General features: G+C 74.0%; 12 protein-coding genes. 9 read left to right on the top strand and 3 right to left on the bottom strand.

Annotation, left to right across the window (positions count from 1 at the left end; genetic code table 11):
• Positions 1 to 201 precede the first annotated feature (201 nt).
• The 8 genes from leuS (at position 202) to ACIRQF_RS32065 (ending at position 11,679) form a co-directional block, all read left to right on the top strand.
• A complete protein-coding gene (gene leuS, locus ACIRQF_RS32030) occupies positions 202 to 3,072 on the top strand; it encodes a leucine--tRNA ligase (protein ID WP_404097662.1) in 2,871 nt (956 codons plus the stop codon).
• Positions 3,073 to 3,204: 132 nt separating this feature from the next.
• Positions 3,205 to 3,930 carry a hypothetical protein gene (locus tag ACIRQF_RS32035; RefSeq protein ID WP_404097665.1) on the top strand — a complete coding sequence of 242 codons (726 nt, stop codon included), beginning with the start codon at positions 3,205 to 3,207 and terminating at the stop codon, positions 3,928 to 3,930.
• 204 nt (positions 3,931 to 4,134) lie between these two features.
• Positions 4,135 to 4,980, top strand: a complete 846-nt coding sequence (locus ACIRQF_RS32040) for a DegV family protein (protein ID WP_389750121.1) — start codon at positions 4,135 to 4,137, stop codon at positions 4,978 to 4,980.
• 445 nt (positions 4,981 to 5,425) lie between these two features.
• On the top strand, positions 5,426 to 6,178 hold the full coding sequence (locus ACIRQF_RS32045) for a helix-hairpin-helix domain-containing protein (RefSeq protein WP_404097668.1): 753 nt from the start codon (positions 5,426 to 5,428) through the stop codon (positions 6,176 to 6,178).
• A complete protein-coding gene (locus ACIRQF_RS32050) occupies positions 6,175 to 8,649 on the top strand; it encodes a ComEC/Rec2 family competence protein (protein ID WP_404097671.1) in 2,475 nt (824 codons plus the stop codon). The genes ACIRQF_RS32045 and ACIRQF_RS32050 overlap by 4 nt, the downstream gene beginning before the upstream one ends.
• Before the next feature lie 80 nt (positions 8,650 to 8,729).
• Positions 8,730 to 9,410 carry a winged helix-turn-helix domain-containing protein gene (locus ACIRQF_RS32055; RefSeq protein ID WP_404097674.1) on the top strand — a complete coding sequence of 227 codons (681 nt, stop codon included), beginning with the start codon at positions 8,730 to 8,732 and terminating at the stop codon, positions 9,408 to 9,410.
• Between the two features lie 3 nt (positions 9,411 to 9,413).
• Positions 9,414 to 10,673 carry an MFS transporter gene (locus ACIRQF_RS32060; RefSeq protein WP_404097677.1) on the top strand — a complete coding sequence of 420 codons (1,260 nt, stop codon included), beginning with the start codon at positions 9,414 to 9,416 and terminating at the stop codon, positions 10,671 to 10,673.
• A gap of 121 nt (positions 10,674 to 10,794) precedes the next feature.
• Positions 10,795 to 11,679, top strand: a complete 885-nt coding sequence (locus ACIRQF_RS32065) for a YceI family protein (RefSeq protein ID WP_382479812.1) — start codon at positions 10,795 to 10,797, stop codon at positions 11,677 to 11,679.
• A gap of 30 nt (positions 11,680 to 11,709) precedes the next feature.
• Here ACIRQF_RS32065 and ACIRQF_RS32070 read toward each other — a convergent pair whose 3' ends face one another.
• Positions 11,710 to 11,955, bottom strand: a complete 246-nt coding sequence (locus ACIRQF_RS32070; protein WP_404097680.1) for a hypothetical protein — start codon at positions 11,953 to 11,955, stop codon at positions 11,710 to 11,712.
• 71 nt (positions 11,956 to 12,026) lie between these two features.
• Between ACIRQF_RS32070 and holA the strand changes: the two genes are divergently transcribed.
• Positions 12,027 to 13,016: a DNA polymerase III subunit delta gene (gene holA / locus ACIRQF_RS32075; RefSeq protein ID WP_376630349.1), complete on the top strand. Its 990-nt coding sequence runs from the start codon at positions 12,027 to 12,029 to the stop codon at positions 13,014 to 13,016.
• 765 nt (positions 13,017 to 13,781) lie between these two features.
• On the opposite strand, the gene ACIRQF_RS32080 is transcribed toward holA, so the two are convergent.
• Positions 13,782 to 14,126, bottom strand: coding sequence for a hypothetical protein (locus ACIRQF_RS32080; RefSeq protein WP_404097684.1), 345 nt, complete (start codon positions 14,124 to 14,126; stop codon positions 13,782 to 13,784).
• Between the two features lie 197 nt (positions 14,127 to 14,323).
• The gene (rpsT, locus tag ACIRQF_RS32085) at positions 14,324 to 14,590 is read right to left on the bottom strand and encodes a 30S ribosomal protein S20 (RefSeq protein ID WP_376630345.1); all 267 of its coding nucleotides are present in this window, start codon (positions 14,588 to 14,590) and stop codon (positions 14,324 to 14,326) included.
• Positions 14,591 to 14,675: the final 85 nt, after the last annotated feature.

Consider the following 14,675-nt stretch of genomic DNA (forward strand, 5'->3'; position numbering starts at 1 on the left):
TCGGTGCGGCCCGCTCGGGCCCTGCGGTACCCTGGCGCCATGCGTGCCGTACGCCTTCTGCTTAGCGAGCCGCGCTGATCAGTCCCGACGGATGAAGATCCGGTCGGCATCGGCGCGGCGTCCCCTCCTGTGCGAGGGGATTTTTCATTTCGTGGCAGTTGCCGGCAGCGGGCAGAGACGATCGATGGAGCTTCAAGGACCATGACCGAGATCAACACGGCCGCCGAGACCGCGGCCCCGCATCGTTACACGGCGGCCATGGCCGCCGACATCGAGGCACGCTGGCAGGACGCCTGGGACGCCGAGGGCACCTACGAGGCCCCGAACCCCACCGGTGACCTGGCCGGGGACGCGGCCGTGGCGGCCCGTCCCAAGAAGTTCATCATGGACATGTTCCCCTACCCGTCGGGCGCCGGACTGCACGTCGGCCACCCGCTGGGCTACATCGCCACCGACGTCTTCGCCCGCCACGCACGCATGTCCGGGCACAACGTCCTGCACACCCTGGGCTTCGACGCCTTCGGCCTGCCGGCCGAGCAGTACGCCGTGCAGACCGGCACGCACCCGCGCGTGTCCACCGAGGCCAACATGGAGAACATGAAGGTCCAGCTGCGCCGGCTGGGCCTGGGCCACGACAAGCGCCGCTCGTTCGCCACGATCGACCCGGGCTACTACAAGTGGACCCAGTGGATCTTCCTGCAGATCTTCAACTCCTGGTACGACGACGAGGCGAAGGCGGCCCGCCCGATCGCCGAGCTGGTCGAGCAGTTCGAGAACGGCACCCGTGAGATCCCCGGCTCCACGCGCGCGTGGAGCGAACTGAGCGGCCCGGAGCGCGCCGACGTCCTGAGCGAGTACCGCCTGGCGTACGCCTCCGACGCCCCGGTCAACTGGTGCCCCGGCCTGGGCACCGTGCTGGCCAACGAGGAGGTCACCGCCGACGGACGCTCCGAGCGCGGCAACTTCCCCGTCTTCAAGGCCAAGCTGCGCCAGTGGAACATGCGCATCACGGCCTACGCGGACCGCCTGCTGGACGACCTGGACGGGCTGGACTGGCCCGAGGCCATCAAGCTGCAGCAGCGCAACTGGATCGGCCGCTCCGAGGGCGCCCGTGTCGACTTCCAGGTCGGCGACGCCGGTGCCATCACCGTCTTCACCACCCGCCAGGACACCCTGTTCGGCGCCACCTACATGGTCCTGGCACCCGAGCACGACCTGGTCGAGAAGATCGTCCCGGCCGCCTGGCCCGAGGGCACCCACGACGTGTGGACCGGCGGTCACGCCACCCCCGCCGAGGCCGTCGACGCCTACCGCAAGCAGGCCGCCTCCAAGTCCGACGTCGAGCGGCAGGCCGAGGCCAAGGACAAGACCGGCGTCTTCACCGGCGCCTACGCGACCAACCCGGTCAGCGGCGAGCAGGTCCCGGTCTTCATCGCCGACTACGTCCTGATGGGCTACGGCACCGGCGCGATCATGGCGGTCCCGGCGCACGACGGCCGCGACTTCGCCTTCGCGCGCGCCTTCGAGCTGCCGATGCGCTGCGTCGTGGAGCCCTCCGACGACCGCGGCACCGACCCCTCGGCGTGGGACGACGCCTTCGGCTCGTACGAGGCGAAGCTGATCAACTCCGCCAACGACGAGATCTCCCTGGACGGCCTGGGCGTCGTCGAGGCCAAGGCGAAGATCACCTCCTGGCTGGCCGACCGCGGCATCGGCGAGGGCACTGTCAACTTCCGCCTGCGCGACTGGCTGTTCAGCCGTCAGCGCTACTGGGGCGAGCCCTTCCCGATCGTCTACGACGAGGACGGCGTCGCGCACGCGCTGCCCGAGTCGATGCTGCCGCTGGAGCTGCCCGAGGTCGACGACTACTCGCCGCGCACCTTCGACCCGGACGACGCGGACACCCAGCCGGAGACCCCGCTGTCCCGCAACGAGGACTGGGTCAACGTCACCCTGGACCTGGGCGACGGCCCCAAGAAGTACCGCCGCGAGACCAACACCATGCCCAACTGGGCCGGTTCCTGCTGGTACGAGCTGCGCTACCTGGACCCGAACAACGACGAGAAGCTGGTCGACCCGGCGATCGAGCAGTACTGGATGGGCCCGCGTGAGGGCATGCCCACCGGTGGTGTCGACCTGTACGTCGGCGGTGCCGAGCACGCCGTGCTGCACCTGCTGTACGCGCGCTTCTGGTCCAAGGCCCTGTTCGACCTGGGCCACGTGTCCTCGGCCGAACCGTTCCACAAGCTGTACAACCAGGGCATGATCCAGGCCTTCGTCTACCGGGACGCCCGCGGCATCGCCGTCCCGGCCGCCGAGGTCGAGGAGCGCGACGGCGGCTTCTTCTACCAGGGCGAGAAGGTCAGCCGCGTCCTGGGCAAGATGGGCAAGTCCCTGAAGAACGCCGTCACCCCGGACGAGATCTGCGCCGAGTACGGCGCGGACACCCTGCGCCTGTACGAGATGGCCATGGGCCCGCTGGACGTCTCCCGCCCGTGGGACACCCGCGCGGTCGTCGGCCAGTACCGCCTGCTGCAGCGCCTGTGGCGCAACATCGTCGACGAGGCCACCGGCGAGGTGACCGTCGTCGACGAGCCGGCCGACGAGGACACCCTGCGGGCCCTGCACAAGGCCATCGACGGGGTCGGCCAGGACATGGTCGCGATGCGCTTCAACACCGCGATCGCGAAGATCACCGAGCTGAACAACCACCTGACCAAGTCCGGTGGCGCGCTGTCCCGCCCGGTCGCCGAGCAGCTGGTGCTGCTGGTCGCCCCGCTGGCCCCGCACATCGCCGAGGAGCTGTGGCACCGCCTGGGCCACGCCGACTCGGTCGTCCACCAGGACTTCCCGGTCGCCGACCCGGCCTACGTCGTGGACGAGAGCGTGACCTGCGTCGTGCAGATCAAGGGCAAGGTCAAGGCCCGCCTGGAGGTCTCCCCGTCGATCACCGACGCCGACCTGGAGGCGCTGGCGCTGGGCGACGCGAACGTGGTCGCGGCGCTGGGCGGCGCGGAGATCCGCAAGGTGATCGTCCGCGCGCCGAAGCTGGTCAACATCGTCGCCGGCTGACGCCGTGGGCCGCTGACTCCGGCCGTCCCCTAGGGGAGCGGTGGGGGCAGGTTGGGGGTTCTCCTGGAACCGTCGGCCTGCCCCTTCCGTTTACCGTGGAAGAACCACCATCGACGCCGGAGGGGCGAGCCCATGGAAGCCGCGATCACGATCATGGCCTTGCTCTTCGTCGCCTTCGTGGCACTGGGGGTCTACGCCACGGTGAAGGTCGCCAAGGCGGCCAAGCGCGGGGTGGACCGCACCGTCGACCACGCCCGGCGCGCGGTCGAGGACACCACCCTGAAGGCGAAGAGCTTCGGGCAGGTCGGCGTCGGGGGCCAGCTGGCCCAGCTGCGCCTCTCGCTGCGCACCTCGATGCGCGCCACCCAGGACGCGCTGCACGCGGGCGTCGCCGAGGACGCCTCCCTGAGGGAGTCCCTGGACCTCTTCCACCGGCTGAGCACCCATGCCCGCGAGCTGGACGAGGACCTCAAGCGGCTGGAGCGCGAGCCGGACAAGGCGCACCTCGTGGCGCAGCTGCCGGACCTGCGCCACCGCACCGAGCAGATCACCCACTCCGCCGACGCACTGCGTTTCGCGGCCCGGGACAGGGCCCGCAAGTTCGCCGAGGACGAGCTGTCCTCGCTGAGCGCCCAGATCGACATGGAGGCGGGCGCTCTGCGGCACTGGACCGGGGCCGTTGCCGGGACCGAGGGCGCCGACGGCGGAAGCACGGGTACGACGGGCGCGGGCCGGCCGCAGGACCGGTCGGACGCGGGTGCCGGGACGGCCGGGCAGCCGCAGGCGATCACGGCTCCCGATCCCCGCGCGACGGCGTATCCGTGGGAGAAGGCGAACCGGCCCGAGCCGACGACCTGAGCACGTCCGTGCCGCGCGCGATGCGCGGGCCGGGCGTGGCCGGTTGCGCGCCTGCCGTGACGCAGGCGAGCGGCTACCGCCGCCGAGCGAGCGGTCGACGCACGCCGGCGACGGGGCCGGAGGAGGCCGCCGGAGGTGGCGGTCCGCACGGCTGCCGGGGGCCCGGGCTGCCGTGCGGCGGTCCCTGCGGGTAACCTCCCGCTCATGTCCCGGCATGTCGCGATCGTCACCGATTCCACGGCCTACCTGCCACCCCAGACGATGGAGCGGCACGCCATCACCGCCGTTCCGCTCACCGTCGTCATCGGCGACCGCGCGCTGGAGGAGGGGACCGAGATCTCGGCCCGCTCGCTCGCCGAGGCGCTCCAGAAGCGGCGCTCGGTGACCACCTCGCGGCCCGCCCCCGAGGTCTTCGCGGCCGCCTACCGCGCCGCCGCCGAGGCGGGGGCCGAAGGCATCGTCTCGCTGCACCTCTCCGGGGAGTTCTCCGGCACCTACGACGCCGCCGTGCTCGCCGCCAAGGGCGCCCCCGTGCCCGTCCGGGTCGTCGACACCCGCATGGTGGGGATGGCGCTGGGCTTCTGCGCCCTCGCGGCGGCGGAGGTCGTCGAGGCGGGCGGCTCGCTCGACGAGGCCGTCGCGGCGGCCGAGAAGCGGGCGGCCGGCACCTCCGCCTTCTTCTACGTGGACACCCTCGACTACCTGCGCCGCGGTGGGCGCATCGGCGCGGCGCAGGCGTTGCTCGGATCCGCGCTGGCCGTGAAGCCGCTGCTCGAACTCGACGGCGGGCGGATCGAGCTGCGCGAGAAGGTCCGCACGGCATCGAAGGCGATCGCCCGACTCGAGGAGATCGCGGTCGAGCGGGCGGGCGGCGGTCCCGTCGAGATCGCCGTGCACCACCTTTCCGCCCCGGAGCGGGCCGCGGCGCTGGCCGAGAGGCTGCGCGAGCGGCTGCCCGCCGTCGAGGACCTCCAGGTCACCGAGGTCGGCGCGGTCATCGGCGCGCACACCGGACCGGGGCTGCTCGCGGTCGTCGTCTCTCCGCGCTGAGCGGGCGCCGATGGCCGCACGATCCCCCGTGCGGGTGACGAAGTTATCCACAACTGGGTAGTTGTCCACCGGATTCGAGTGATCTCGGCAGGTGCGGGCGGAAGTCCCTACCGTCGGATCCATGACTCTTCGCACACACATCGGATCGCGCCGCGGCGCACCCACCAGCGGACCCGGCCGGGCACCGGGATCGGACGGCCGCGCCGCCCGCCGCCGTCCGCCGACGGCTCGTGCGGCACGGGGCGGAAGCTCCGGGCGGCACGCGGCAGGGCCCACGTCGGAGGCGCTCCGACGCAGGGGCGACGCGCTGTTCCCCTCGGCCGCGCCGCCGGACCAGCGCGCTCCCGAACCGCTTGAGGCGCCCGAAGCCACGGTGGGGGAACGGGCAGGACCGGAACCACCCGTGCCCCGCGGGGAACGCTTACGGCTCGCTCTGCGGGAGCGGATGCCGCTCTGGATCCAGGCGCGCTGCGGGCTCGAACGGCGTTCGCTGGCGGCCCTCGGCGTCGTCCTGGTCGTGGCGGCCGGCGTCGCCGGCACCTTCTTCTGGACGGGACGCCCCCAGCAGGTCAGCGCGCCCGAGGTGGTGGCCGCGACCCGGCCGCTGCCGGAGACCGCCCCGCCCCTCCCCGGGTCCGCCGACCCGCCGCCGACGGGCGGAGGAGTGGGAGCGACAGGACCGGGGGTGCCCGGGGCCGGGGTGGGCACGCGTGCCGCCGCCGGCGCCGCGGTGATCGTGGTGGACGTCGGGGGCAAGGTGCTCCGCCCCGGGGTCTTCACGCTGCCCGCCGGATCCCGCGTGACCGACGCCCTGCGCGCGGCCGGTGGTGCGCGCCCCGGCACGGACCTGACGGGCCTCAACCGGGCCAGGGTCCTGCTGGACGGTGAACAGGTCGTGGTCGGACTGCCGGGCGCCCTCGTGAGCGGTTCGGGAACGAGCGGTGCGGGAGCCGGCGGAGCGCCGGGCGGAGGCGGTGGGACGCCTCCCGGGCCGCCGGGGCCGGTCGCCCCGTTGAGCCTCAACACGGCGACCGTGGAGCAGCTCGACGGGCTGCCCGGGGTCGGCCCGGTGCTCGCCCGGCACATCGTGGAACACCGCGTCGAGCACGGGGGGTTCCGATCGGTCGCCGAGCTGCGGGACGTCAACGGGATCGGCGCACGCCGGTTCGCGGACCTCGCTCCGCTGGTCCGGCCGTGAGCGGGGACATCGGCCGCCCGCCCGGGTGGGACGAGGGCCCGGCCGATCTGCGGCTCGTCCCGCCGGCCCTCGCCGCCTGGGGCGGTGCGGCGCTCGCCGTGGGCGCCGCCGGCTGGTGGACGGTCGCGGGCGTGCTGTTCTGCCTGGCCGGTGCGGCGCTGCTGCTGGTGCCGGCCGGGCGGCGCGGACTGCGGGCGACCGCTTGCGCCGGAGTGCTGCTCTGCGCCGGGGCGGGGGCCGCCTCGGGCGGGCTGCACGCGGCCGACCTGCGGCGCGGTCCGGTCCCCGAGCTCGCGCGCACGGAGGCCCGGGTGGTCGTGGAGGTGACGGTCACCGCCGATCCGCGACTCACCCGGCCCCGGGTGAGCGGCAGCCGGGCGGCTCCGGTCTTCGTGGTCGTGACGGGCCAGGCAGTCAGGGTCGAGGGGCGGGACGGCGCCGTGCACCGGACCCGGGCACCGGTCCTGGTGCTCGTGCCCGCGCGGGAAGGGCGGGAGGAGTGGCTGCGATTGCTGCCCTCGACCCGGATCGGGGTGGGAGGCCGGCTCGCGCCGGCGCGAGCCGGCGACACGGTCGCCGCTGTGCTGCGGGCCGACGCCAACGGGCCGCCCCGGATCGTCGGGCCACCCAGCACGCTCCAGCGGACGGCCGGGGACCTGCGGGCCGGGCTGCGGCGGGCGACCGAGGGGCTGGCCCCGGACGCCCGGGCGCTGCTTCCGGGCCTCGTGGTGGGCGACACCTCACGGGTCGGGCCCGACCTGAAGGAGGCCTTCGAGGCCACGGACCTGACCCATCTCCTCGCCGTCTCGGGCTCGAACCTCACGGTCGTCCTGCTGCTGCTCATCGGCAGACCCGGTACGGCGCAGCAGGTCGAGCGGGGTGGGCTGGCGCCCGCACTCGGCATTCCGCTGCGGGCCACGGCCTTCGCCGGGGGCGGGCTGACCCTCGCCTTCGTGATCGTGTGCCGCCCCGACCCGAGCGTGCTGCGCGCGGCCGCGTGCGGGCTCGTGACGCTGATCGCGATCGCGACCGGCCGACGCCGCTCGCTGATCCCGGCGCTCGCCGCGGTGGTGCTCCTCCTCGTGCTCTACGACCCCTGGCTGGCCCGGAGTTACGGCTTCCTGCTCTCCGTCCTGGCCACGGGGGCGCTGCTCACGGTGGCTCCGCGTTGGAGCGATGCGCTGCGGCGGCGCAGGGTGCCCGGCCGGATCGCCGAGGCGCTGGGCGCGACCCTCGCGGCCCAGGTGGTCTGCGCGCCCGTCGTGGCGGTGTTCGCGGCCCGGGTGAGCCTGGTCGCCGTCCCCGCCAATCTGCTCGTGGAACCCGCGGTGGCCCCGGCCACGGTCCTCGGATTCGCCACCCTGGCCCTCGCGGCCGTGTGGCCGGGAGCGGCGGAGGTGGTGGCGGCGATCGCGGGTCTGCCCGCGGGGTGGATCGCGAAGGTGGCCCGCACGGGGGCGGAACTGCCCGGCGCCGAGACCGCCTGGCCGGACGGCTGGTGGGGCGGCCTGCTGCTCGCGCTGGTATCGGGGCTGCTGTTGCTCGCCCTGTGGCGCGCGCCGTACCGGCGGTGGATCGGGGCGGGCTGCGCCGTGCTGCTGTTCCTGGCCGTGGTGCGGCCGCCGCCGCTGGTCCGGCTGGTCACGGGATGGCCGCCGCCGGGCTGGGTGTTCGCGATGTGCCAGGTCGGCCAGGGGGACGCGACCGTGCTCGCGGCGGGCGGGGACACCGCCGTGGTGGTCGACGCAGGGCCGGACGCGGAGCCGGTCGACCGCTGCCTGCGCGACCTCGGGGTGCGCCGGATCCCGCTCCTGGTACTCACCCACTTCCACGCGGACCATGTGGCCGGCCTGCCGGGGGTGCTGCGCGGGCGGTCGGTGGGGGCGATCCAGGTGACCGGACTCGAAGAGCCGGTGGAGCAGGCGGAGTTCGTACGGCGGACGGCGCTGGCGGCCGGAGTGCCGTTGGTGCCGGCCGGGGCGGGGGAGCGGCGCAGGCTCGGACCGCTGGAGTGGCGGGTCCTGTGGCCCCGGGCCGGACCCGGCGCCGCGGTACCGGTGGCGGAGGGGGAGCCGGGCGAGCCGGTGGGGTCGGGGGCGAACGACGCCAGTGTCACCTTGTTCGTCCGGACCGCCGGAGGGGTGACGCTGCTGCTGCTCGGCGACCTCGAACCTCCGGCGCAGCAGGCCCTGCTGCGGGCGTATCCGGCGCTGCCGCCCGTCGATGTGCTCAAGGTCGCCCACCATGGCTCGGCCCACCAGGATCCCGGGCTCATACGGGCGGCACGACCCCGGCTCGCGCTGGTCTCGGCGGGCCGGGACAACCCGTACGGCCACCCCTCGCCTAGGACGGTGGGGGCGCTGCGGGCCGGCGGGGCGAGGGTGCTGAGCACGGACCGGGAGGGCGCGATCGCGGTGACCGGTGCGGGGGCGGAGCTGGCGGCGCACGCGTCGGGCAGCGGGGCGGACTGAGGCGGCGCCGGGGATCCGGCGGCGACAGTCCTTGTAAAGGAACGCTTGTAAAGGAGTCTTTCTAAAGATATGTTTTCATCATGACCGATCAGCAGCCCCGCAGCATCCGGCTGACGGACCCCCGGGCCCTCCGGGCCTACGCCCATCCGACGCGGATGACCCTGGTGGGCCTCCTGCGGCGCAGCGGGCCGTTCACCGCCACCAGGGCGGCCGAGCTGACCGGCGAGTCCGTCGCCAGCTGCTCGTACCACCTGCGGATACTCGCCAAGTACGGCCTGGTCGAGCAGGCCCCGGGCGGCAAGGGCCGGGAGAAGCCCTGGCGGGCCACGGCGCAGTACACGGAGTGGCCGGACCACAGCGAGGACGCGGCCGTCGCCGAGGCGGCGGACGCGCTCAGCGGTGCCGCGATCGAGCTGTACTTCCAACGGGTCCTCCGGGCGGTGGAGAACCGGCACACGCTGCCCCCGGAGTGGCGGGAGGCCGAGCGGTACAGCGACGCGCTGTTCCATCTGACCCCCGATGAGCTCACCGGTCTCGGGGAGCGGATCGAGGAACTGCTGCGGCCCTACGAGGAGCGCGAGCGGGACCCGGCGCTGCGGCCCGAGGGGGCCGAGGCGGTCGCCTTCGTGCAGCTCGCCTTCCTGGACCGCGAGATTCCCGGCGGCGTGGACGCGGAGACGGCGGACGGTACCGACGGCGGCAACGGCGGCAACGGCAAGGGTGGCGCGGGCAGCGCCGGCAGCGGCGACGAGGGGGAGTGAGCGATGGGGATCGGGGCACGGATACCCGCGCTGCTGCGCGTGCGGGCGTTCCGGCGGTACTGGACCGGTCAGACGGTGTCCCTCGTCGGCGACCAGATCTCGCTCATGGCGCTCCCGCTGGCCGCCGTCCTCGTCCTGGGGGCCGACGCCGCCGAGATGGGCTGGCTGAAGACGGCCGAGCTGCTGCCCGCCCTGCTGCTCAACCTGCCGTTCGGAGCCTGGGCGGACCGGCAGGCCCGGCGTCGGCGCGCCATGATCGCGACAGACCTCGCGCGGGCGGCGCTGTTGCTGACCCTGCCGGCCGCCTACCTCCTGGACGTGTTGACGCTCGGTCAGCTGTACGCGGTGGCCTTCGGGGTGGGTGCGCTCAGCGTGCTCTTCGAGGCGTGCAACGCCACCCTGTTCGTGGCGCTCGTCCCGACCGAGCGCTACGTGCAGGCGAACTCGCTCGTCAACGGCAGCCGTTCGATGGCCTGGCTGGCCGGTCCGGGCATCGGCGGGGTGCTGGTGCAGGTGCTCACCGCGCCCTTCGCGCTGGTGGCGGACGCGCTCACCTACGTGGTCTCGGCCGGGTACCTGGCCCGGATCGATCCTGCGGAGCCCGCTCCGGCGCCGGTCGAGAAGGGGCACTTCACCGAGGGGCTGCGCTGGGTGGTGGGGAACCCCTCGATGCGCGCGCTGTTCGCGGCCTCCGGCACGGTGCAGTTCTTCAACTACGCCTTCCACACCCTCTTCGTGCTGTACGCGACGACCGAACTCGGCCTGAGCGCCGGCGTGCTGGGCGCGGCGCTCGCGGCGGGTGCGGTGGGCGGGGTGATCGGGGCGCTGTGCAGCGGGGCGGTCGTGCGGCGGATCGGCATCGGGCCGTCCCTCGTGGCCGGCTTCCTGGGCTTCACCCTGCCGCTGCTCCTCATACCGGCCGCCGGCGGCCCGCTGCCGCTGGTCCTCGTACTGCTCTTCGCCGCCGAGTTCCTCTCCTGCGCCGGGGTGATGGTGGTCGACGTCGCGGCCGGGTCGTTGCAGATGGCGCTGATACCCGACGGCGTCCGCTCGCGGGTGATGGGGGCCTTTCGGACCCTCAACCAGGGTTTCCGCCCGCTCGGCGCGCTCGCCGGTGGCCTGCTCGGCACGACGCTCGGCCTGCGGCCCACGCTGTGGCTCGCCACCGGGGGCGCGGTTTTCGCGGTGCTCTGGGTGCTGCCCTCGCCGCTCCCGCGGCTGCGCGAACTGCCGGAGCAGGCGCCGGTCGCGTCACGCGCGTGAGCGGAACGTTCAATTCGGACCTCCGGTAACACTTCCGCTGTTTGCCTCGAACGGCGCAACAGTGATCGAATGCGTCTTCGTCGGTGTGAAAACGCGAGCGGTTTGTCCGGGGGTACGTGAAGTGTTCGGTCTGTTCGGTCGGCGTCGTGCGGGAGCCTCTCCGGGCGGCCCGCTCGCGGGACTCGCCGTGCCGCCGTCGGCGGGGGTCCTGAGCTGCCGGGTCCTGGACCCCGTGAGCGAACCGGTCCGCCAGGCCGAGTTCACGGTCAGCGACGCCGCGGGCCGCAAGGTCCTCGCCGGGGAGACCGATCCGTACGGCAGCGTCCTCGCGACCGTACCCGCCGGGGAGTACCGGCTCGCGGTCACGGCCGAGGGCTACACGCCGTACCACGGCAACGCCGTCGTCGCGGAGAGCACGCACGCGAGCCTCGGCGACGTGCTGCTCCAGGTCGCACCCCAGCAGCAGCTGCCCGAGCCGGGCGACTGGGAGATCGACCCGATGCACTCCCAGATCGGCTTCACCGCGCGGCACATCGGCCTCGCGCGGATCCACGGCCGGTTCAACAGCTTCGCCGGAGCGGTCCGGATCGCCGAGCGGATGGAGCAGTCGGCCATGCACGTCGTGATCGACGCGGCCTCCATCGACACCGGCGTACAGATGCGCGACGACCACCTGCGCTCCGGCGACTTCCTCGACGTCGGCACCTTCCCGACGCTGGACTTCTACAGCGAGCGCTTCGTCCACAAGGGCGGCAGCCGATGGGCCGTCACCGGCGCGCTCACCCTGCACGGCGTCAGCCGTACGGTCACCCTCGACACCCGGTACCTGGGCCTCGGCAGCGGACTGCAGGGCGAGACCCGGGGCGCCTGCCGGGCGACCACCGAACTGCACCGCGAGGACTTCACGCTGACCTGGCAGACCCTGCTCGCCCGGGGGATCGCGGCGATCGGCTCCAGCATCACGATCGATCTGGACATCCAGATCGTGCCCAAGACGCCGGCGTAGCCGCGGGGCCGGCCGATCCGGAGGACACGGCTAGGGAGCTTCGAGCCAGCCCTCGTACTCGGCGGCCAGTGCGTCCAGGGCCGACGGGTCCAGGCGGGCTTCCGGGTCCTCGACCACCACCAGCCACTGGGCGTCCTCGGCGTCGTCCTCGCCGGCCAGGGCGTCCCGGACGAGCTGGGGTTCCTCGGCGAGGCCGAAGCGGTCGGGGAGTTCCCCGGCGACCTCCTCGGCCGCGTCGCGGTCGGGCAGGACCAGTACGTGTCTCACATCGCTCACGTGCACATTCTCGACGACGGCCGGACCGGGGCCGGACCCGCTGTCGGTGCCCCGTGGGATGCTGGAGCGCGATGGCCACCAAGAAGTCTTCCCCCGACGATCTCCTCGCCCCCGTCACGCTCGCCGTGGGCCAGGAGGACCTGCTGCTTGACCGCGCGGTCCGCGAGGTCGTGGCGGCGGCCCGTGCCGCCGACGCCGACACGGACGTGCGCGATCTCGGCCCCGAACAGCTCCAGCCCGGCTCGCTGGCGGAGCTGACCAGCCCCTCCCTCTTCGCCGAACGCAAGGTCCTGGTCGTACGGAACGCGCAGGACCTGTCGGCGGACACGATCAAGGAGATCAAGGCCTACATCGACGCGCCGGTCGAGGAGATCAGCCTCGTACTGCTGCACGCCGGCGGGGCCAAGGGCAAGGGGCTCCTCGACGCGGCCCGCAAGGCCGGCGCGCGCGAGGTGGCCTGTCCGAAGACGACGAAGCCGGCGGAGCGGCTGACGTTCGTGCGGCAGGAGTTCCGGACGCTCGGGCGTTCGGCCACGCCCGAGGCGTGCCAGGCGCTCGTCGACGCGATCGGCAGCGATCTGCGGGAGCTGGCCTCCGCGGCGGCGCAGTTGACGGCGGACGTCGACGGGACGATCGACGAGGCGGTCGTCGGGCGCTACTACACCGGCCGCGCCGAGGCGTCGTCCTTCACGGTCGCCGACCGCGCCGTCGAGGGACGGGCGGCGGAGGCCCTGGAGGCGCTGCGCTGGTCCCTGTCGACCGGGGTCGCGCCCGTTCTGATCACCAGCGCGCTCGCGCAGGGTGTGCGGGCCATCGGGAAGCTCTCCTCCGCGCGCGGGGGGCGACCGGCAGACCTGGCGCGGGAGCTCGGCATGCCGCCGTGGAAGATCGACCGGGTCCGCCAGCAGATGCGCGGCTGGACCCCCGACGGCGTGGCGGTCGCCCTCAGGGCGGTCGCGGAGGCGGACGCGGGCGTCAAGGGCGGCGGCGACGACCCCGAGTACGCCCTGGAGAAGGCCGTGGTCACCATCGCCCGCGCCGCCCGCATGCGCCGCGGCTGAGGATCGCCGCAACGCCAGGGCCCACCGCTGCCGGACGTCGAACCCGACCGCGCTGGGACTGCAGCCGTCGCCCCGGCCGAACCTCGCCCCGGCGAGCCGAACCTCGCCCCCGGCCGGACCTCGACCCCCGCCGGACCTCGACCCGGCGGTCGCTGCCTCGACACCGGGCGCCGGTCTCGACACCGGGCGCCAGCCACGACCCCGGCGCCCGGACCACGGCCCGGCCCCCGGACCACGGCCCGCCTCCGGGCCACGGCCCGGCCCCCGGACCACGACCCCGGCGCCCGGACCACGACCCCGGCGCCCGGACCACGGCCCGCCTCCGGGCCACGGCCCGGCGCCCGAGCCCAACGCCCCAGGCGCGACGCCGGGTGTTCAGTCACTGTGGGCCGCACCGCCGCACCGGCCCTGCGGCCGTGGAGTCCTGTGCGGCGTGCCGTGCGCCCGGACCACGGCCCCCGGACCATGGCCCCCCGGACCACGGCCCCCCCGGATCACGGCCCCCCGGACCACGGCCCGGCACGGGCCCCCACCCGGCGCCCGGACCACGGCCCCTCGGACCACGGCCGGCCCCGGGCCACCACGGCCCCCCGGACCACGGCCCCCCGGACCACGTCCCGGCCCCCCGGACCACGTTCCGGGCCCCCGGACCACGGCCCAGCCCCCAGGCCACCACCCGCCCCCCGGGCCACGACCCAAGGGCCAGAGCCACGGCCCAAGCGCCCGGATCACGACCCCGGCGCCCCAGGCGCGACGCCCGGGTGGTCAGTCGCTGTGGCGCGCACCGCCGCGCTGGGCCCTGCGGCCCAGGCGTCCGGTGCGGCGTGCCGCGCGGGCGAGGAGGCTCGGACGGCGCCGGGGCGGCAGCGGGGTGCGCGCGGCCCAGGGGTCGGGTGACAGCAGCGGAGCCTTGCGCTCGGCCTGCGCCTGGACCTCCACGTACGACTCGTGCGCCGTGATCCTGAACGCCTCGTCGTGCGCGGCCAGCGCCGCCGTGATCGCCGCGCCCGCCGTGCCCCTGCGGCGCACCACGACGGCCAGGCGGGCCAGCAGGCCCAGCACCCCGGCGAGCGCCGCGGCGATCACGAGAAGAGGCAGGAAGTCGGTCATGCGGTGAGCCTACGCACGCCCGCCCCGTACGGCGAAGGCCCCGTCGCCTCCTGGGGAAGGAGGGCGGCGGGGCCTTCGGCGTTCAAGCTTGTGGCTCGTACACGCGTGGCGAACGCGTCTCGCGTACGGAGCCGGGTGGCCGGGCGGGAGCGGTTAGAGGGCCCGCTGGTTCCCGTGCGGCCGTGTCACATCAGAGCTCAGCCCTGAAGGGAGGCAACCTTGGTGGCCAGCGCCGACTTCTTGTTGGCGGCGGCGTTCTTGTGGATGACACCCTTCGAGACAGCCTTGTCGAGCTGACGCGCGGCGGCACGAGCGGCAACGGTCGCCTTCTCGAGGTCGCCGGCGGCGACAGCCTCACGGGCCTTGCGGATCGCGGTCTTGAGCGACGACTTGACGGCCTTGTTGCGCAGGCGCGCCTTCTCGTTGGTCTTGTTCCGCTTGATCTGGGACTTGATGTTCGCCACGAAAAGAGCCTTTACAGGTTCGATGTTTCTTCAGGATGTACCGCGCAGCTGAGAGGGCACACGAGGCACAGCCGTCCACGTTATC

It is taken from the genome of Streptomyces sp. NPDC101191, assembly GCF_044767915.1.
Lineage (GTDB): Bacteria > Actinomycetota > Actinomycetes > Streptomycetales > Streptomycetaceae > Streptomyces.